At 42.6% G+C, this 18,269-nt stretch carries 19 protein-coding genes and 1 pseudogene; 12 read left to right on the top strand and 8 right to left on the bottom strand.

Features of this window, described 5'->3' with window-relative positions:
* Positions 1 to 4 precede the first annotated feature (4 nt).
* The 8 genes from NIES1031_RS13195 (at position 5) to NIES1031_RS13160 (ending at position 7,171) form a co-directional block, all read left to right on the top strand.
* Positions 5 to 967 carry a glycosyltransferase family 2 protein gene (locus NIES1031_RS13195; protein WP_073549894.1) on the top strand — a complete coding sequence of 321 codons (963 nt, stop codon included), beginning with the start codon at positions 5 to 7 and terminating at the stop codon, positions 965 to 967.
* 17 nt (positions 968 to 984) lie between these two features.
* The gene (locus tag NIES1031_RS13190; RefSeq protein ID WP_073549893.1) at positions 985 to 1,611 is read left to right on the top strand and encodes a class I SAM-dependent methyltransferase; all 627 of its coding nucleotides are present in this window, start codon (positions 985 to 987) and stop codon (positions 1,609 to 1,611) included.
* A gap of 4 nt (positions 1,612 to 1,615) precedes the next feature.
* Complete coding sequence (locus tag NIES1031_RS13185) at positions 1,616 to 2,605, top strand: lysylphosphatidylglycerol synthase transmembrane domain-containing protein (RefSeq protein ID WP_073549892.1); 990 nt, start codon at positions 1,616 to 1,618, stop codon at positions 2,603 to 2,605.
* Entirely contained in the window at positions 2,602 to 3,147 is a 546-nt protein-coding gene (gene rfbC / locus NIES1031_RS13180; protein ID WP_073549891.1) for a dTDP-4-dehydrorhamnose 3,5-epimerase, read from the top strand. Before NIES1031_RS13185 ends, rfbC begins: the two co-directional genes overlap by 4 nt.
* A gap of 152 nt (positions 3,148 to 3,299) precedes the next feature.
* Positions 3,300 to 4,205, top strand: a complete 906-nt coding sequence (gene rfbD, locus NIES1031_RS13175; RefSeq protein WP_073549890.1) for a dTDP-4-dehydrorhamnose reductase — start codon at positions 3,300 to 3,302, stop codon at positions 4,203 to 4,205.
* Complete coding sequence (locus tag NIES1031_RS13170; RefSeq protein WP_073549889.1) at positions 4,177 to 5,253, top strand: glucose-1-phosphate thymidylyltransferase; 1,077 nt, start codon at positions 4,177 to 4,179, stop codon at positions 5,251 to 5,253. Before rfbD ends, NIES1031_RS13170 begins: the two co-directional genes overlap by 29 nt.
* On the top strand, positions 5,250 to 6,113 hold the full coding sequence (locus tag NIES1031_RS13165; protein WP_073549887.1) for a glycosyltransferase family 2 protein: 864 nt from the start codon (positions 5,250 to 5,252) through the stop codon (positions 6,111 to 6,113). The genes NIES1031_RS13170 and NIES1031_RS13165 overlap by 4 nt, the downstream gene beginning before the upstream one ends.
* Complete coding sequence (locus tag NIES1031_RS13160) at positions 6,089 to 7,171, top strand: glycosyltransferase family 4 protein (protein WP_218596802.1); 1,083 nt, start codon at positions 6,089 to 6,091, stop codon at positions 7,169 to 7,171. Before NIES1031_RS13165 ends, NIES1031_RS13160 begins: the two co-directional genes overlap by 25 nt.
* Here NIES1031_RS13160 and NIES1031_RS13155 read toward each other — a convergent pair.
* Complete coding sequence (locus NIES1031_RS13155; protein WP_073549884.1) at positions 7,168 to 7,536, bottom strand: DMT family transporter; 369 nt, start codon at positions 7,534 to 7,536, stop codon at positions 7,168 to 7,170. The genes NIES1031_RS13160 and NIES1031_RS13155 overlap by 4 nt on opposite strands.
* 107 nt (positions 7,537 to 7,643) lie before the next feature.
* On the opposite strand from NIES1031_RS13155, the gene NIES1031_RS13150 reads away from it, so the two are divergent.
* Positions 7,644 to 8,318, top strand: coding sequence for a Mo-dependent nitrogenase C-terminal domain-containing protein (locus tag NIES1031_RS13150; protein ID WP_073549883.1), 675 nt, complete (start codon positions 7,644 to 7,646; stop codon positions 8,316 to 8,318).
* Positions 8,319 to 8,469: 151 nt separating this feature from the next.
* A complete protein-coding gene (gene obgE / locus NIES1031_RS13145) occupies positions 8,470 to 9,483 on the top strand; it encodes a GTPase ObgE (RefSeq protein WP_073550068.1) in 1,014 nt (337 codons plus the stop codon).
* A gap of 41 nt (positions 9,484 to 9,524) precedes the next feature.
* Here the strand turns inward: obgE and NIES1031_RS13140 are convergent, their stop codons facing one another.
* The 3 genes from NIES1031_RS13140 to NIES1031_RS13130 all read right to left on the bottom strand — a co-directional run bounded on the left by NIES1031_RS13140 (position 9,525) and on the right by NIES1031_RS13130 (position 12,641).
* Positions 9,525 to 10,190, bottom strand: coding sequence for a hypothetical protein (locus tag NIES1031_RS13140; RefSeq protein ID WP_073549879.1), 666 nt, complete (start codon positions 10,188 to 10,190; stop codon positions 9,525 to 9,527).
* Positions 10,191 to 10,283: 93 nt separating this feature from the next.
* A complete protein-coding gene (locus NIES1031_RS13135) occupies positions 10,284 to 11,750 on the bottom strand; it encodes a serine hydrolase (RefSeq protein ID WP_073549878.1) in 1,467 nt (488 codons plus the stop codon).
* Between the two features lie 153 nt (positions 11,751 to 11,903).
* Positions 11,904 to 12,641 carry an RNA methyltransferase gene (locus NIES1031_RS13130; RefSeq protein WP_073549877.1) on the bottom strand — a complete coding sequence of 246 codons (738 nt, stop codon included), beginning with the start codon at positions 12,639 to 12,641 and terminating at the stop codon, positions 11,904 to 11,906.
* 57 nt (positions 12,642 to 12,698) lie between these two features.
* On the opposite strand from NIES1031_RS13130, the pseudogene NIES1031_RS13125 reads away from it, so the two are divergent.
* A pseudogene (locus NIES1031_RS13125) lies at positions 12,699 to 12,839 on the top strand (DUF2256 domain-containing protein); the annotation flags it as partial.
* Between the two features lie 167 nt (positions 12,840 to 13,006).
* On the top strand, positions 13,007 to 13,948 hold the full coding sequence (locus tag NIES1031_RS13120) for an isoaspartyl peptidase/L-asparaginase (RefSeq protein ID WP_073549875.1): 942 nt from the start codon (positions 13,007 to 13,009) through the stop codon (positions 13,946 to 13,948).
* Here the strand turns inward: NIES1031_RS13120 and NIES1031_RS13115 are convergent.
* The 4 genes from NIES1031_RS13115 to recR form a co-directional block, all read right to left on the bottom strand.
* Complete coding sequence (locus NIES1031_RS13115; protein ID WP_073549874.1) at positions 13,939 to 14,361, bottom strand: DUF29 family protein; 423 nt, start codon at positions 14,359 to 14,361, stop codon at positions 13,939 to 13,941. The two genes, NIES1031_RS13120 and NIES1031_RS13115, sit on opposite strands and share 10 nt — an antisense overlap.
* Before the next feature lie 82 nt (positions 14,362 to 14,443).
* Positions 14,444 to 15,823 carry a bifunctional UDP-N-acetylglucosamine diphosphorylase/glucosamine-1-phosphate N-acetyltransferase GlmU gene (gene glmU, locus NIES1031_RS13110; protein ID WP_073549873.1) on the bottom strand — a complete coding sequence of 460 codons (1,380 nt, stop codon included), beginning with the start codon at positions 15,821 to 15,823 and terminating at the stop codon, positions 14,444 to 14,446.
* A gap of 104 nt (positions 15,824 to 15,927) precedes the next feature.
* On the bottom strand, positions 15,928 to 16,935 hold the full coding sequence (locus NIES1031_RS13105) for a response regulator (RefSeq protein ID WP_073549872.1): 1,008 nt from the start codon (positions 16,933 to 16,935) through the stop codon (positions 15,928 to 15,930).
* Positions 16,936 to 17,493: 558 nt separating this feature from the next.
* Positions 17,494 to 18,096 (bottom strand): recombination mediator RecR, encoded by a 603-nt coding sequence (gene recR / locus NIES1031_RS13100; protein ID WP_073549870.1) that lies wholly within the window; start codon positions 18,094 to 18,096, stop codon positions 17,494 to 17,496.
* Between the last annotated feature and the right edge of the window lie 173 nt (positions 18,097 to 18,269).

Below are 18,269 nucleotides of genomic sequence, written 5' to 3'. Positions count from 1 at the left end.
TAATATGTCAATTGGTATTAGCTTTGTAATTCCTGTATGTAATGAAGAAGCGACCGTTGTTCCTTTGTCAGAAAAAATTCAAAAAGTCATGACAAAGGAAAGACTAAGTAAATACGAAATTATCTTTATAGACGATGGAAGTAGTGACGATTCTTGGTTTTATATTAAAGATTTAGTGCATCAATATCCTACACAAATTAAGGCGATTAAACTCCGCAAAAATTTTGGTAAATCCGCTGCACTTTTTGCTGGATTCAAGCGAGCGAAAGGAAAAATTATTTTTACAATTGATGCTGATCTCCAAGACGATCCGGCTGAGGTTCCTAAATTTTTAAACAAATTAGAAGAAGGCTTTGATCTCGTTTCGGGCTGGCGTCAACGCCGAAACGACCCCATCTCAAAAACTCTACCTTCGCAAATATACAACAAAGTCACTGCAAAAATTGCGGGGATTCCTTTGCATGATTTTAACTGTGGTTTTAAAGTCTATCGCAAGGAAGTTTTAGACTGTATCAAACTCTATGGCGAACTCCACAGATATATTCCAGTACTTGCACATAGTTTAGGTTTTCGAGTCGGAGAAGTTGCTGTTTGTCACTTTAGTAGACAATATGGAAAGTCCAAATATGGATGGGAACGTTATTCGCGCGGTTTAATTGATTTATTAACCGTACTTGTGATTACTCGTTACTTGTATAAACCAGGACACTTATTCGGTAAATTAGGCTTGTTTTTTGGTTTTTTAGGCAGTGGAGTTCTTATCTATCTCGTCATTTTATGGTTTTTGGGTTTAGGTCCAATCGGTAATCGACCACTTTTATTTTTCGGCATACTATCCACAATTCTAGCAGTTCAATTAATTTCTTTAGGAATACTAGCAGAGTTATTAACACGATACTCGCACTCAGACTGCTTAGAACAACAAGTTGCTGAAGTGATCGACGAAAATTTGCAATTATCTCGTTAGTATTCAAACGGTTGAACATGAAGCAAAATCGCCATTTTCCCCTCGTTGAGGATGGTATCGTTGTTGGTACTGGCTCGAATAAGTATGAAATGCGAAATCCTGTAGGAAAATATTTACTGTACCAGTTCGATCAAGCTATTACAGAACTTGTCAGCAAAATAAACCCTCAAACTATTCTTGAAGTTGGCTGCGGTGAAGGTCACGTTACTCAAATACTGAGTCAAACAAACGCATCATTACATTGCGTCGATATTTCAGATAAAATTCTTGACATTGCAAGAAGTCGAGTCAATTATTCTCGGATATCTTTTGAGAAAAAAAGTATATACAACTTGCATGATCTAGATCAAGCTGATTTAGTTGTATGCTGTGAAGTGTTAGAACATTTGGAACATCCCCAACTCGGCTTAGAAAAGCTTGCTTGCGTTGCCACACCTTACTGTATTCTTAGTGTTCCAAGAGAACCGATATTTAGAACACTGAATTTTTTACGCGGTGCTTATTTAACTGAATTTGGTAACAGTCCAGGACATATTCAACACTGGTCGCGTCGAGGTTTTATCAAACTGGTAGAAGCAAAGTTTAAGATTTTAACTGTGAAAGCACTATTGCCTTGGACTGTGATTCTAGCGCAAACTAAATAACAAAATGGTCGATCGTCTAGTCCGTAGTAAAAAAGCATGGAGTATAGTTTTTACTATCTTCTTAATAGCTTTGTTGGGGACTATCCTAAATCCTTCTGATATTTTATCTGCGTTGTCTCAAGTTGGTGTATTAGGTGTATCAAAAATATTTCTACTAGTAGGAATTACCCAAGCATTAAGAGCATTGCGCTTTCTAGAACTGCTTTCAATTAAAGCAAGAATTTCATCCTTGCTTATTTTTGAGATTACTTGTATATACCAATTTCTTAATCATATCTTACCAGTGCGATCAGGTGAACTAAGTTTACCTATTTTACTTAAACGTTATTCAAACTATCCTTATATTAGCTCTGTAGCCTCACTATTATTAACGCGAATTCATGATGCTTTAGCATTGGGAACTATAGTATGTTTGGGTATAGGATTTGCTGTAGCACAGAAAAGAATAGCTAGCTATTGGGTCACTTTGTTAGTTTTAGTGTTACTGGCGATCGCTCTACTTGTAGGTTTATTAACTGTACTCATTCAACAAAATCAGCAAATTGCCCAAGCTTGGCGAGGAATAACTCAATCTAGGAAAATAGGTAGCTTATTTTTAAAATTGAAAACTCTTATCAAAAACTTTTACGATGAGTTAATTATTTATCGCCAAATTTCACTTCACTTAAAACTTTTTAGCTACTCAATCTTATTGTGGTTGACAATATTTATTTTATTTTGGGTAGTTCTACAGTCGCTTGGCTTCTCAATGTCTTTATCAGAAGTCATATTAGGTTCAAGCTTAGCTAATTTAACTCAGCTACTACCAGTAAGTACACTGGGTAACATCGGAACACTAGAGGCTGGTTGGGTATTTGGTTTTACTTTATTAGGATATGATTCCTATCACACGCTGACTGCTGGTATTGTAATGCATATCATAGTTATTCTCATTGCAGGAATCTATGGCGTATTTAGCTGGGTTGGTCTGTCTGTAAAAAGTGCAAGAAGATGAATATATTGCCGACTGAGATACCTGATGTTTTAATTATTGAGCCTCGAATCTTTGGTGACGATCGCGGCTTCTTTTTTGAAAGCTACAACGAGAAAGCTTTTGCTGAGAAAGTGGGAGTGTCACTGCACTTTGTCCAAGATAACCATTCGCGATCGCAACAAAACGTCCTGCGGGGACTACACTATCAAATTCAGCAGCCACAAGGTAAGCTGGTTCGCGCAATCACTGGCGAAATTCTGGATGTCGCGTTAGATATCCGCAAAAGTTCTCCAACTTTTGGTCAATGGATTAGTTGTATCTTGAGTGCTGAAAATAAACGTCAATTGTGGATACCTCCAGGTTTTGCCCACGGCTTTCTAGTTCTTTCTCCTAGCGCTGAAGTTCTTTACAAAACGACAGACTACTACGCACCACAGCACGAACGTTGTATTTTGTGGAATGACCCAGATCTGGCAATTGATTGGACTATTTCTACTCCACCTATACTTTCACAGAAAGACCAAGCAGGTCAACTATTTCATAAAGCTGAAGTCTTTGCTTGATTGTACGTTCTTTTTTGGAACGAACCACATTGGCGTAGCCTTCTTGCAAGGTAAACACAAAGAGAGATTCTCATAAATAATTGAGGATTGCCATAAGTTCCTACACAATCCGCTATGATATCCGCATTGCCAGACTGTTGTAAATTAACTGCATGAGACCGTCAATTTTACTGATTGGTAACACAGGTCAATTAGGTCAAGAACTACAACGCTATCTTGCACCGATTGCAGATGTCACTGCGGTGGGACGTCCAACGATTGACTTAACCCAACCTGATAGCCTGCGTCAGATTATCCATAAAGTCCAGCCTCAAATCATTATCAACGCCGCAGCATACACAGCGGTAGACAAAGCCGAAACCGAACCGGAACTCGCAACCGCGATTAACGCGATCGCCCCTGGTATTCTCGCCGCAGAAGCACAACAATCAAATTTGCACCTAATTCATATTTCTACAGATTACGTATTCGATGGTTGTCAAAGTCATCCATACCAAGAAACTGATGCGACAAACCCCTTAGGGGTTTATGGACGATCAAAACTTGCTGGCGAACAAGCAATTCAAGATAACTGTGATCGCTACATTATCTTACGAACAGCTTGGGTATACGGTAGTCACGGTAATAACTTTGTCAAAACGATGCTGCGACTCGGTGCAGATCGCAAAGAAATTCGTGTCGTCGCCGATCAAATCGGAAATCCAACATGGACAGGCGATATAACTCGTGCGATCGCGCAATTACTCGAAATCAACCCAATCCCAACCGGAATTTATCACTATACCAACAGTGGTGTTGCTAGCTGGTACGATTTTGCGATCGCAATTTTTGAAGAAGCGCAGAAATTAAGCTTTCCTCTCAAAATTCAGCACGTAATTCCGATTACAACGCCTGAATATCCGACGTTAACGCAACGACCCTCATATTCGGTTCTCGCGTGTGAGAAAATAACCAAAGTTTTGGGAACTCCATCGCCTCACTGGCGACAAGGACTTAGGAAAATGCTGGCAGAACTTTACACAAATAGCTATGAAAGCGCTGATTCTCTCCGGCGGTAAAGGGACTCGCTTGCGTCCCCTAACGTATACTGGTGCTAAACAACTTGTACCCGTCGCCAACAAACCAATTCTTTGGTACGGTATTGAAGAAATCGTTGCCGCTGGAATTACTGATATTGGGATTATCATTAGTCCAGAAACAGGACGCGAAGTCAAGAATAAAACCGGAACCGGCGATCGCTTTGGCGCCAATATTACATATATCCTCCAAGATAAACCTGCTGGTTTGGCTCATGCGGTTCAAATTGCCCAACCTTTCTTGAAAGACGATCCTTTTATCATGTATTTGGGTGATAACTTAATTCAGCAAGGAGATTTAAGTTATTTTCTCCAGCAGTTTACCCAAAAACAGCACGATGCCTTAATTTTATTGCGTCCTGTATCGAATCCTAGTGCTTTTGGTGTTGCCAAAGTCGATGAATACGGGCGCGTTTTAGAGTTAATTGAAAAGCCACAAGTTCCCCCTTCAAATCTTGCTTTAGTCGGTGTTTACTTCTTTTCTCACACAATTCATGAAGCGATCGCGTGTATTCAACCTTCTGCTAGAGGAGAATTAGAAATTACCGACGCGATTCAGTGCTTAATTAATCAACAAAAGCAAGTCTCAGCGTGTCAACTCGAAGGCTGGTGGCTGGATACCGGAAAAAAAGATGATCTTTTAGAAGCGAATCGCCTGATTCTCGATACCTATCTGAAAACTTCTAATCTTGGTGAGGTCGATTCATACAGTCAAGTTATTGGGCGTGTGCAAATTGGTTCTGGTTCCAAAGTCCTTAACTGTACAATACGCGGTCCTGTCGTCATTGGTAGTAATTGCTATTTAGAAAACTGTTTTATTGGTCCCTACAGTAGTATTGCCGACCAAGCCACAATTATCGAGACAGATATCGAACATAGTGTTGTTCTACAAGGAGCAAAAATTGACCGCATTCACCAACGTATTATTGATAGTGTTATTGGGCAGCGCGCACAACTAACGGTAGCAGCAAGACGCCCTAAAGCCTTGCGTTTTCTAGTCGGTGATGACTGCCAAATTGAACTAGCGTGATCTATTTTCTAACTGTTAATTATTATTCAACATCGCTTATAACGAAGTTAATTGCATCAATTCCTAATAATTCTAATACGCTCAGTAAAGTAGTAATTGTCAATAATTCAGTTGACGATATTGCTATTCGTTCTCTCCAATCGCAAGATATTACTATCCTTGAACCAGGGGGAAATATTGGTTTTGGAAAAGCTTGTAACCTAGGATTGCAATGGATTTATTCTCAGAATCAAAATGCCATTGTTTGGATTATTAATCCTGATGCTTATTTTATAGAAAACATTCAGGAAAAAGCGAATTGTTTTTTTGCAACCTATCCAGAAGTTTCAATACTCGGTACAATTATTTACACGCCCAACAATGACATTTGGTTTGCTGGTGGTTGTTTTCGTCGCGCTACTGGCACTATTTCAACTCAAGACATTTTAAGTAATTCAGACGCAGCCTACGTTCAGTGTGATTGGGTTTCTGGCTGTAGTTTGATTCTTAATTGTAACAATTTTAGTGAATGTCCGCAATTTGATTCAAGATATTTCCTTTATTACGAAGACTTTGAACTTTGCCAAAGATACGCGCAACAAGGGCATATTGTTGCAGTTACAAAACTATTTCAAGTCATTCATCAACCATCTTCAATTACAAATAAAAATATATTTAACAAGATTAAATATAGTACATATAGTTATTTAATAACCATAGAAAAATATACAAATTGTTTCACTCTTTTTCTAAGATTAATGCGTTTGATTTTCTATGCTTTTATACTAATTTTTGTAAAACCGCAAGTAGCGTTTGGTAAAATATACGGAACAATACTTTATTTAAGATACTTGCTATCATTTTGCAAAATTCCTTATTAGTGAACCTATCGTTTCTTGCCCAAAAACCAACAGGAATAACAACCTACGCGGCTAACCTATTTCCACATTTACAGCCACTCCAACCCACGCTACTGATTTCCTCAGAGGCGCGCCCAAAAGCTTTAAAAGCTGAGTACTACCCAGTTCCACCAAATCTCACTCCAGATTATGGCAGCTTGGGTCATTTTCGTCGTTTGTTGTGGACGCAACTGCAAATTCCCAAAATATATAAAGAACTGCGATCGCGTCTTCTATTTTCCCCCGTACCCGAAGCCCCGCTACAGACGAATTGTCGTTACATTGTCAACGTCAACGACTTGATTCCTTTACACTTTCCCTCACGTTCTCCGCTGACGCTTTACTTTCGCTATTACGTTCCTCAAGTGCTAGCGCAAGCTGAACATATTCTCTGCATTTCCACTGCCACTGCGAAGGACCTCACACACTTTTACAACATCAAGCCAGATAAAATTACGTCAATCTTATTAGCGCACGATGCTAACCACTTTCGCTTTCTCGATTTACCAACAAGTAACTATTTCCTCTACATTGGACGCCACGATCCTTACAAAAACTTGCAGCGGGTAATTACTGCTTTTGCAGCATTGCCACGCGACTACGAATTATGGCTAGCAGGCCCATTCGATCCGCGTTATACTCCTGCATTACAAACAGTAGCAGCCGAACTCAACATCAGCGATCGCGTCAAAATTCTTGACTATGTGAAATATCAAGATTTGCCGACAATTATCAATCAAGCGATCGCGCTGGTGTTTCCTAGCTTGTGGGAAGGATTCGGATTACCTGTATTAGAAGCGATGGCGTGTGGAACTCCAGTAATTACCTCGAATGTTTCTTCGTTACCCGAAGTTGCAGGCGACGCCGCGCTATTAGTCGATCCTTACAACACCGCAGAAATAACCGCCGCCATGCAAGCGGTTGCAACCGAATCAGGATTGCGATCGCGGCTTTCTGAACAAAGTCGTGTCAGGGCAAATAATTTCAACTGGGCAAAAACAGGACAAGCGACCGCTGAAGTTCTCGCGCGCTATCTCTAACTTTTCCAAATCACGAGAATAACACCACAGATAATTAGCCCCAAGCCAACTAATCGACTAGTAGGAATAGCTTCGCGAAAAATAAAGTATCCAATCAGCAACGAAAAAACATAAACTAATGCCACCGCTGGTCCCGCAACGCTAAGTTTAACCCGCGTTAGCACCAAAATATAAACAATCGCACCCAAGGCATAACACGTCAATCCAGCAAGTAATTCTGGAATCGTAATCATGCCTAACACATGACTCACAAAATTACTCGCATCTACTCTACCTAGCTTTAATGCACCCGCTTTGAGCAGCCATTGCCCAGCCACGCTCGCTAGGATTGAAATGAGAAATAATCCAAACTCTGGTAGCGTCACAAATTTATGCCTAAAATCAAGCAACTCGGTTTTCTAGTTTACAGCCAGTGAGGCTACTACCAGCGCTAGGATAGTCTCGGAAAATTAATTTATAAGTATTGATTACTATGACAAGCGTTGTCAAATCTCCTTACACCAACGAACAAGTCGTCGCTTGGTTGCGAGGATTACTCGCGATCGCTTGGGCGGATGGGAACTTCGATCCTCAAGAGCAAGAAATCATTGCAGCTTTAACGCACGAACTTACTATTGATTCTGATTTAGCATCGTTTGAAAAAATTACCCCGCAAGAACTAGCAAGCGTTTTCAAAGACGATACTGTTGCCGCAGAAAACTTTTTACGGACTGCGGTGATGGTGGCGATCGCCGATGGTACGTATTCCTCAGTAGAAGATGAAATTATACATCAATTCTGCCAAGCTTTGGGGTTACAAGAAACAGCACTTGTGGCACTGCGCCAAACGTTGTGTGACGTTCCTACCGCTGCTGATACAACGACTTTACCCACCGACGAACAACCACAGATCGACGTTTTGCATCCTGTACGCGACTGGCTTGATGGACTCGACATTCACGATCCCAAAGTTGCCCGCTTTTTGTGCAAAATGATTCCGCCGCAGTGTCCATTTGAGCGCGACGTTACGCTCTTTGGCAAGAAGATAGTTCACATTCCCCCACTGTGTAAGCTCAACCCACTTTACGAGCAACTTGTCGGATTGCGCTTCCGTGCGTTGTCCTATCTTGCTGATGAGTGTCATGAAGATGTCACCGAATATTGTTAATCATTAATACTGGTAACTGGTAATTGGTCATTAACATAGTGATTAGCTATTGCCTATTAGCTATTAGCTTTTATTTGACTGCTAAATGCTAACAGAAGAAACGCTAAGTGCTGTGCCATTACCCATTACCCATTACCCATTCCCAAAAACTATGCAATTTATCGACCAAGCAGAAATAGAAGTTGAAGCAGGTTCAGGAGGTGATGGAATTGTAGCCTTCCGCCGCGAAAAATACGTGCCAGCGGGGGGACCTTCTGGCGGAAATGGCGGACGTGGTGGTTCAGTCATTTTAGTTGCAGTAGAAAATTTACAAACGCTATTAGACTTTCGGTATGCGCACCGTTTTCAAGCAGAAAATGGCTCGCGTGGTGGACCAAATAATCGCACAGGTGCTGCAGGAAGCGATCGCATAATCGAAGTTCCCTGCGGTACAGTTGTTTACGATGCCCAAACGAATGAACTTCTGGGCGATTTAGTTGCACCAGGACAGACGTTGTGCGTCGCCGCTGGTGGTAAAGGCGGACTGGGAAATAAATATTTTTTGAGTAACCGCAATCGCGCCCCTGAATATGCACTTCCTGGCTTACCTGGAGAACAACGCCTGCTACGCCTCGAATTAAAACTCTTAGCCGAAGTTGGTATTATTGGACTTCCGAACGCGGGTAAATCAACGCTCATTTCTGCGCTTTCCGCAGCCCGTCCCAAAGTCGCCGATTATCCTTTTACAACACTTATCCCTAATTTAGGCGTTGTGCGTAAACCAACGGGTGATGGTACAGTTTTTGCCGATATTCCTGGTTTAATCGCTGGTGCGCATCAGGGCGCAGGGTTAGGACATGATTTCTTGCGTCATATCGAACGTACTCGTTTGCTGTTGCATTTAGTAGACGCTACCGCCACAGATCCCGTTGCTGACTATCAAACGATTCAGCAAGAGTTACACGCCTACGGACGCGGATTACCCGATCGCCCACAAATTTTGGCGTTGAATAAGATTGATGCTGTTGATGAAGCAACAATTGCCGCGATCGCCCAGGAACTTGCCCAGCGTCATAGTAGTAAACCGTTTCTAATTTCAGCAGCGACTCACCAAGGGTTAGAACCACTACTACAGCAAATTTGGTCTATCTTAGATACTCCTGTTGGGCAAGAAGTCACTCACTAGTGATTTCCCTGAGAGGAGTTTAACCCTGACCCCTGCTATAACTAGCTTGTAGTAGGATTCATATTTCCCAGCAATAGCAAGCTGGAAATTAGGCTACCTAGTGACAAAAACGCCCACACAGGAATGAGCATTGTATCTCCTACGCCAGCTTGATTCGCAGATATTGTCGCTGCTGTCAATGCCAAAGTATAAGTAGCACCTTTGATATTTGCGATCGCACCAAGCACATATCCCCAAGGAAGACGCTGCCAAAGCCATATTCCACCTAAGGCGAACACCGACACCACCATTGACAAATCTAAAGCCGCAATAATGTTAGTGTAGCCATCTACAGTAATAATGATTTCAGGAACTTGCCCAGTCAATACAAAATTCAACGATTGCAAAATCCAGAAACTACCAAGCGTGATCGCAACAAACAGCATATACGTGCTGATCGATTTAACAGGTGTTTTGGCTCGAAACTTCTGGCTAATTTCCTTCACATCAAGCCCCACCAACCCAAAAATCAACGCAAAAATGGATAGCGTGAATAGTCCTACATAAATGAGAAAGAAGCGATTGTAAGCTGTGCCAAACAGGTGGAATGCAAAGTTATAAAGCGTGTAGTTCACCATTCCTAACCACACAAGTTGCGATCGCTGCGAACCTCGCGCAGATAGTATTAGAGCTATAACTAAAATAGGGAAGGCGACAAATAATGTCACCAAGTCATTTCCAAACTATCCTGAAGTAACAAACAAATTGTCGCGATATAAATCTTGAATAACAAGCCCACCCACAGCAGCAACTTTAATTTACTAATTCGTTGTCGATTGTGGGTTGCTAGTCGTTGCTGAATTGCCTGCTGGCGGGTTTGTTGTCACAAAAGGTGTTGTCCGCATAATTTGATCGACGTTCGGTTTGCTCAATTCTTGATAAGCCGCACGCGAAATTTGCCGAATGAGTTCTTGAGCGCGACCATCATTATGAGGACGTTTTACCATTGCGACAGCAATATAGCGCTTACCACTCGGCATATCCACTAAGCCCACATCACCGACTAAAGAGCCGATGTCACCCGTTTTATGGGCTATTCTCGCTCCTTCACCTAAACCGCGTGGTAGCAAGGTATTCGTCACGGTACCTCGCATGATATCTAACAGGCGATCGCGCGATCGCAACGACATCAACTTGCCATCATCGATTAACGCCATCAATTGCGCTAAATCTCTAGGGCTTGTCGTATTTGTTCCTTCTAAATCTGGTAGTAGGTTCCGAATTTGTGTCGCTGGTAATCCCCAACTCAGAAACCGCTCATTCAATGCAGCAGCACCACCCATGCGCTCAATGAGTAAATTCGTCGCGGTGTTATCGCTGATCGTAATCATCTTGGTGGCTGTTTCCAGTGCAGTGAATTTTGTTCCTAAGGGCTTGTATTGCATATCTCCCGAACCGCCGCCTACCAACTCTTTTTTCAGCGTCAGCCGTTCATCCAAGCGAATTTTACCCGCATCGACATCTTGGAAAAACGCAACCAACACTGGCACTTTAATCATACTTGCCGAAGCAAAAGTTGAGTTCCCATTAATTTCCAAATACGCTCCTGTGTCTAGATCCAAGAAAAAGACGCCTGGAAGGAGATTTTTTTGTTTCGCCGCTAACTGTTCTACCGTTGTTTTTAACGAACTCATTTCTTGCGTCATCTGCAACGCCGAACCTGGAACGACTGCGACTTCTGTCACTTCCTCCTGTGCTACTGGAGTTTGCGCATCTTCGGCTTTGATGCGATTGGTAGGATCTAATACCGACAACACAGTTCCGGCGATCGCTGCAATTCCCACCCCGAAAATTAATACCCTTGACGCATATAACAGTGATTTTGTCAAGGTATTGATTCGATGATTACGGCGTTTTTCGCGCTGCGGACGCGGTGCAATCACAGTGCGCTCAATAATACGTTGCTTCTCAGTTGCTTCCTGAGGTAGTTGCACCCGCCTTAACGGTTCGCGTTCCACATTATTTTGAGGTGCGTTTTTGTTGGTGTAATTTGGCTGATTTGCCCTAGCATTTCGATTAACAACCTGCGGATTTAAGGGTAAGTCAACCTTTTTACGTACTTTCCCGTTAGCAGTTGATGCTGATCTCGATATCGATGGATTTCTACTTTTATTTTGTACTTTTTGCTGGCTGCTATCCGAAAGGCGACTTTCCCGTCGTGCTGTAGTTTTACCCTCGGAAACTGGGGTTTTTGATACCTTTAACTCTGTAGCAGACAGCTGTTTCACGTCTAACTCCTCAAGCACCCTAAAATTGCGCTTTACTTTTTGGGAAATATGTGGCGTTGGCAACTTAGTTTATACCAATCTACGAAGAAATGGCGATCAATTACAGCTTAAAATAATGCAAAATAGTTCATTTGTACTGATATCGGCGGAGAATTAACTTTGTTCCTTGGTTTTCTGCTGCAATGCCCATTGTATTTGAGACAGAACGCCTCGCAACATAGCGACTTCAGAAGTAGTTAGCTGCGTGCGATTGAACACTTGGCGAAACTTTTGCATCCGACTGGCAGCCGTGTGCGGGTAAAGATAACCAATGTCGAGTAATATTTGCTCTAATTGCTGATAATAGCCTTCTAAAATATCAAGCGAAGCTACATCAGAATTGATCGTCGAAGCAGTTTCTGTTTGCGTTGCACATTGAAACAGTTCATAAGCGCAGATTGCAACAGATGCAGCAAGATTCAGTGACGGGTAGCGATCGCTTGTCGGAATGCGGACAAAGCGTTGTGCATATTTTAATTCTTCATTACTCAAACCGCGATATTCGGGTCCAAAAATCAGCGCAGTGTTTTGCTCGATTAACCACGGAAGTGCAGTACGTGGATGTTCGAGTGTAATCCCCGTGTCGCGATCACGGGCGGTGGTCGCGATCGCGCGCGTACAGTTTACTAGCGCTTCTGGTAATGTTGCAACTTGGATTGCATTTTCTAAAATATCCACTGCATGAACCGCCATTAGTTGCGCTTCCCCAGACAGCGGATCGCACTGCGGATTGACTAACACAAGATTTTCTAGCCCTGAATTTTTCATCACACGGGCGATCGCGCCAACATTCAAAGCCCCTGCTGGTTCGACTAAAACTATTCGTATTCCAGTTAAGGCGGTTTCTACCATCACTTTTTTCTCGCAATATTTCTTAAAATTAGACTACTCATCTATTACTTACTCAACATGGCACGAGCTCGCGCTAAATCAGACTTACCGACAAAAATTTGTCCAGTTTGTCAGCGTCCCTTCACTTGGCGAAAAAAATGGGCAGATTGTTGGGATGATGTAAAGTATTGCTCTGAACGCTGTCGGCGGCGGCGCTCAAATACAGATAAATATGGCAATGGAATAGGTCGTAAAAGCATTTATCATTTACCAATTACCAAGCCACATAGCTAGAAAAATTGAGCAATATCTACCATATATTACTAAATCGTTTTTGTAGATAATCTAAAATCTAAAATCACAAGTCTAAAATTCTAGGATGACGAGTGCAACCAAAGTTAATTATTCATGGCGGGGCTGGTAGTTCCCTCAAAAGTAAAGGTGGAGTAGAAATCATTCGGCGATCGCTCTACTCAGTTATCGAAGAAGTCTATGCACTATTACTTGCAGGTGCAACAGCTGCTGAGGCTGTCGTTCATGGCTGTCAATTATTAGAAGACGATCCGCGCTTTAATGCTGGAACAGGTTCAGTGCTGCAATCTGATGGTCAAATTCGCATGAGTGCGTCACTCATGGATGGTGTTTGCCAGCGCTTTAGTGGTGTAATTAACGTCTCGCGGGTACAGCATCCGATTGATCTGGCACAAAATCTGCAAACTTCCGCAGATCGCGTATTATCCGATTATGGTGCAGCCGAGTTGTTACGCGAATTGCAAATTCCTAGTTACGATGCTTTGACTGAGTTGCGGTTGCAAGAGTGGCTTCAGGAACGACAAGATAATTTTGAGAAAAAAATGGCGGGTGTCGTTGCCGAAAAAGAGTTGGTTGAATCGAGCAATGCCGGACGCGGTACAATTGGCGTTGTTGCCCTCGACACACAAGGACATTTAGCAGTTGGAACTTCAACGGGCGGTAAAGGTTTTGAACGTATCGGGCGGGTAAGTGATTCTGCAATGCCTGCTGGCAATTATGCCACAGCCGATGCAGCAGTCAGTTGTACCGGAATTGGTGAAGATATTATTGACGAGTGTTTAGCGGCGCGAATCGTTGTCCGTGTCACCGATGGTTTAGCTTTACCAGAAGCGATGCAACGCTCGTTTACCGAAGCATACAACCGCAAACGCGATTTAGGCGCAATTGCAATTGACGCAACTGGTGCGATCGCTTGGGGAAAAACAAGCGAAGTACTACTTGCTGCCTATCATACCGGCGAAAAAGTTGGCGATACGTTGGAATGGACGAGTGAGGAATTAACGAGTTACTGCTGAATCAACGCGATCGCCTGCGACAAAATCGTTTGCTTGTCTACGATGCTTGCAAGTTCTTCAGCCTCAAAACGCCCTTCCAATGCTTCAGCAGAAGCTCGTTTGAGTGCAATTTGATATCCTTCTTCGAGGATCTCGAGCAGTTGGGCTGACGATAAATAACAGCCACCTGCTTTGCGGCGTTTATTGAGTTTTCTAATTTCTCGCGCCGCATTTTCAATAGAAATTTCCCACGAGCGGGTTGAGCGTTTTTCTGCCTGCTGTTTAATAAGATGAACGAGTAAGACCACGCCATAGCTATCAATTTTATTGATTTTGTCACTCAGACTCATGTCTTCTAATTCATCCACCAACAGCAAAGCTTCATCAACCTTACCTTGCTGTAGCAGTTCCCGAAGCTCTAGTAGTTCTTCCATTTCAAATAGACAGCTTATGGCTTTACTACTACTCTAAACTAGAGGCATTTCATTGCTAATTTCTGAGAGCAAGGCAATGCCCCTATAATTCCTGATCTCTTCCTTTCAACCGCCAACCTGGTTTGATCACTTGACGCGCCCGACCAATAACCAAACAATTATCAGGAGCATCTTCTGTGACTGCTGAACCTGCTGCAATAGTGACATCATTACCAATTGTTAACGGCGCAACTAGAACACTATTTGCCCCTGTTTTAGAGCGATCACCGATTTTTGTCGGATGCTTTTGTACGCCGTCATAATTCGCAGTAATCGTGCCCGCACCTACATTAACTTGCGTTCCGAGCGTAGCATCTCCAAGATACGATAAATGCGCTACATTCGTGCGATCGCCTAGCTGACTATTTTTCAACTCAACAAAATTACCAATCTTACACCCTGCACCTACGACCGCATGACCGCGTAAATGCGCATAAGGACCAATCCGCGTATTTGCTGCAACGCTACTATCGGTTACAACCGAATACAGCACGCTCACATTCTCAGCTATACAGCTGTTTTCAACCAAACTACCAGGTCCAATACGACACCCTGACTGAATCACTGTCTGTCCGCGTAAATGCGTTTGCGGTTCGATAATCACATCAGGCTCGATTTGCACAGTATCGTCAATCGTAATACTTGCAGGATCGATCAGCGTGACACCCGCAGCCATCCACTGCGACTTGATTCGTGCTTGCAAAATACTATAGGCAGTCGCAAGTTGTTGTCGGTCATTGATCCCCAGAATTTCTTGGTAATCTTCTACATCAACCGCCATGACAGGCTCTAAAAAATTGACGGTATCAGTCAAATAGTATTCTTTCTGGGTATTATTTGGTTGCAATCGTGGTAATACCTCAGCTAAATCTGACCAGCGAAAGCAATAAACTCCAGCATTAATGCGACAGTTTTGTTTCTGCGCTGTCGAGCAGTCGCGATCTTCAACAATTTGCTGAACAATATTATGTTCATCACAAAATACACGCCCGTAGCCCTGTGGATTTGGTAACTGCGCGGTCAGGATTGTTGCAGCGTTTTGACGTTCCTTATGCGTTTGCAGCAAATCTTGTAGCGTTTCTGGTCGTAATAAGGGAACATCACCGTTGAGAACGAGTAAATCATCCGTAAAGTCCTCTAAATACGGTATGACTTGTTGAATCGCGTGACCTGTTCCTAGTTGTTCGGTTTGTTCAACAAACTCTAAAGGAATCGTCAGCTTAGATGCTACCTCGGTAAGCGATGCTTTGACTTGCTCTGCCTGATAGCCAATGATCACCAAACACCGCGTTGGTGAAATTTTATGTAAACTTTGAAGAACCTGTTCAACAATCGATCTTCCTCCCAAAGGATGTAACACCTTAGGCAAAGAGGATTTCATTCGCGTGCCGCGTCCTGCTGCTAAAATTGCTACCGCTACCATAATCAGCTATCGAGCTTTCGTCGGGTTAATAATATCAGCTAATTGCTCCAAGTGCCGCTTGAGATTGTGTCTTCTTGGCGCAAGTTCGCCAGAAATGACCGCTATTATTCGTCACGCGAGTGAATAAATTCCATAAACTGCTTGACAAGTGTAGGATTGCGCCAGCCTTTTGTGCTTTCTTCTGCAATAACTTGAAGTGCTTCTGTACTTGATAATGCGCGTTTATAAGGGCGTTCGCTCGTCAGCGCATCATAAATATCAATAACTTGAAATACCTGCGCAAGATAGGGAATTTGATCTCCTACTAGTCCATCAGGATAGCCCGAACCATCCCAGCGTTCGTGATGATGGCGAATAATGGGAATTACGCCGCGCATTGTACGTAAAGGTAAGCAAATTTTTTCACCAATTAAAACGTGCTGGCGCATTGTATCCCATTCGTGTGGTGTTAATTTTCCGGCTTTCAGCAGTACTGCGTCAGGAATACCAACTTTACCAATGTCGTGCAGATAGCTTCCCCACTGTAAATTGCGCATTTGCGTCCGCGAAAGCTGAAGGAATTCACCAAAAGCTGTGCTTAAATCCATCAATCTTTCACAATGATTTCCTGTGTTAGGGTCGCGGCTTTCAATCGCTTGCGCAATCGAAAATAAAACTTGTTCAGCATGATCTAAATCTTCGTTTAAACATTTTTGTCGGACTAGCGATTTAACACGCGCCGCTAACTCTAGCCGATCGAAAGGTTTGGTGAGAAAGTCATCGCCGCCGGCTTCGATTCCACTAATACGCGATCGCCGATCGTTTAGCGCTGTGATAAAAATAACAGGAATCAATCGAGTTTGTTCGTCCTGTTTGAGTCGGCGACACACTTCAAACCCATCCATGCCAGGCATCATAACATCGAGTAAAATCAAATCCGGCTGACTGCGTATCACTAGCTCTAACGCTGCTGCCCCGCTATCCGCTTCTAAAACCTCGTACCCCTCTACTGCTAAAAGAGCAACAGCGGTCATCCGGCTTGCTGCGTGGTCGTCCACGACTAAAATTTTCGGTGGCTCTGAATCAAAATGGTTCACCTGAGAACTTTCTGCTTTGTACAATGTAGAGATCATCAATTGCAAAAAACTAACACTCAAACTCCCTGGTAATCACTATTTAACTCAAGATATGTGTTCCTCAAAACATTACATTAACAAGCTATTACTGCCCCAAAAGCTTACATTTTGCCTAATCGCGGTCAACGTTCGTCGCTATTCGTCTCAATATTTTGAAAAATCATACAAGCTCTTTTGGCTAAATCAGTGCTCACTTAAGTAGTGTTGACACTTACAGTATCCTCAATTCTAGAGCAGAGGAAATCAGTTTTTCTACGTAGGTTTGATTCGCTTTATGCAAAACGATAAATGTTATACGTGCAGCAAAGTTTTGGTTACAAAATTAACACTGATTTAATGCAGCTAGAAGTTTTTCTACCGTAGCCGATAGAAATATCTAAGTAAGATGAAAGTATAAAAAGCTTGCTCAACGCTTCTCACAATCAGCAGTATAGAGATTAAGTCTGCGCTTTGCTGTACACTTTGTGCCAATTCTCAAAAAAAAGATGCTCTAACTATGTAGAAGCATCTATAGAAACAATATGATAATTTTTATAAAATATTGAATCTTTGCAGCTAATCTAGTTCTCGTCTACCTTCAAGTGCTCTTGCAAGTGTAACCTCATCTGCATACTCTAAATCGCCACCTACAGGTAAACCAAAAGCAATCCGCGTAACCCGCGTAAATGGCTTCAATAACTGACCTAAATATAAGGTGGTCGTCTCTCCTTCTACACTGGGACTAATCGCCAAAATCACCTCTTTAGGTTGTTGCTGGTTGACTCGTCGTACAAGTGATTGAATTGTCAACTGTTCTGGACCAATACCATCCATTGGAGAAATTACACCACCCAAAACGTGGTACTTGCCGTGATATTCTCTCGTCTTTTCTAAAGCGATCACATCTCGAGAATCACTCACCACACAAATAGTATGATTGTCACGGTTAGTATTTCGACAAATTTCACACACTGGTTCAGCCGATAAATGAAAACAGACAGAACATAGACCTACTTGCTGCTTTGCATCAATTAAAGCTTGTGCTAAAGCCTGTACTTCCGTTTCTGATCTTTTTAAAATATGTAAAGCCAAGCGCTGGGCAGTTTTAGGACCAACTCCAGGCAAGCGCTGTAGTTGTTCTATTAAACGCGCTAAAGGACGTGCGTAAACCGTTGTTATTCTCCTTGGTCACTCTACCACTATCCTATCTGTTCTAGGCGATCTGTGACCACGATAAAAAGAAAAACGCCCCTTGCGAAAAGGAGCGCTTTTTGTTGACTGTTATTCGATTATCGAATTAGCCATGGATGGTAGGAGCAGTGAAAGCAACAGGAGTCGCGTCACCAGCAGCC

Origin of the sequence: Chroogloeocystis siderophila 5.2 s.c.1, assembly GCF_001904655.1 — a bacterium.
Taxonomy (GTDB): Bacteria; Cyanobacteriota; Cyanobacteriia; order Cyanobacteriales; family Chroococcidiopsidaceae; genus Chroogloeocystis; species Chroogloeocystis siderophila.
The sequence above is the reverse complement of the archived record's forward strand: the minus strand, read 5'-3'. Positions and strand labels throughout refer to the sequence as shown.

Excerpts from the sequence above, each read along its gene's own strand:
- NIES1031_RS13195 (WP_073549894.1), top strand. The coding sequence starts at position 5 with ATGTCAATTGGTATTAGCTTTGTAATTCCTGTATGTAATGAAGAAGCG.
- NIES1031_RS13190 (WP_073549893.1), top strand. The coding sequence starts at position 985 with ATGAAGCAAAATCGCCATTTTCCCCTCGTTGAGGATGGTATCGTTGTT.
- NIES1031_RS13185 (WP_073549892.1), top strand. The coding sequence starts at position 1,616 with ATGGTCGATCGTCTAGTCCGTAGTAAAAAAGCATGGAGTATAGTTTTT.
- rfbC (WP_073549891.1), top strand. The coding sequence starts at position 2,602 with ATGAATATATTGCCGACTGAGATACCTGATGTTTTAATTATTGAGCCT.
- rfbD (WP_073549890.1), top strand. The coding sequence starts at position 3,300 with ATGAGACCGTCAATTTTACTGATTGGTAACACAGGTCAATTAGGTCAA.
- NIES1031_RS13170 (WP_073549889.1), top strand. The coding sequence starts at position 4,177 with ATGAAAGCGCTGATTCTCTCCGGCGGTAAAGGGACTCGCTTGCGTCCC.
- NIES1031_RS13150 (WP_073549883.1), top strand. The coding sequence starts at position 7,644 with ATGACAAGCGTTGTCAAATCTCCTTACACCAACGAACAAGTCGTCGCT.
- obgE (WP_073550068.1), top strand. The coding sequence starts at position 8,470 with ATGCAATTTATCGACCAAGCAGAAATAGAAGTTGAAGCAGGTTCAGGA.
- NIES1031_RS13130 (WP_073549877.1), bottom strand. The coding sequence starts at position 12,641 with ATGGTAGAAACCGCCTTAACTGGAATACGAATAGTTTTAGTCGAACCA.
- NIES1031_RS13115 (WP_073549874.1), bottom strand. The coding sequence starts at position 14,361 with ATGGAAGAACTACTAGAGCTTCGGGAACTGCTACAGCAAGGTAAGGTT.
- glmU (WP_073549873.1), bottom strand. The coding sequence starts at position 15,823 with ATGGTAGCGGTAGCAATTTTAGCAGCAGGACGCGGCACGCGAATGAAA.
- NIES1031_RS13105 (WP_073549872.1), bottom strand. The coding sequence starts at position 16,935 with ATGATCTCTACATTGTACAAAGCAGAAAGTTCTCAGGTGAACCATTTT.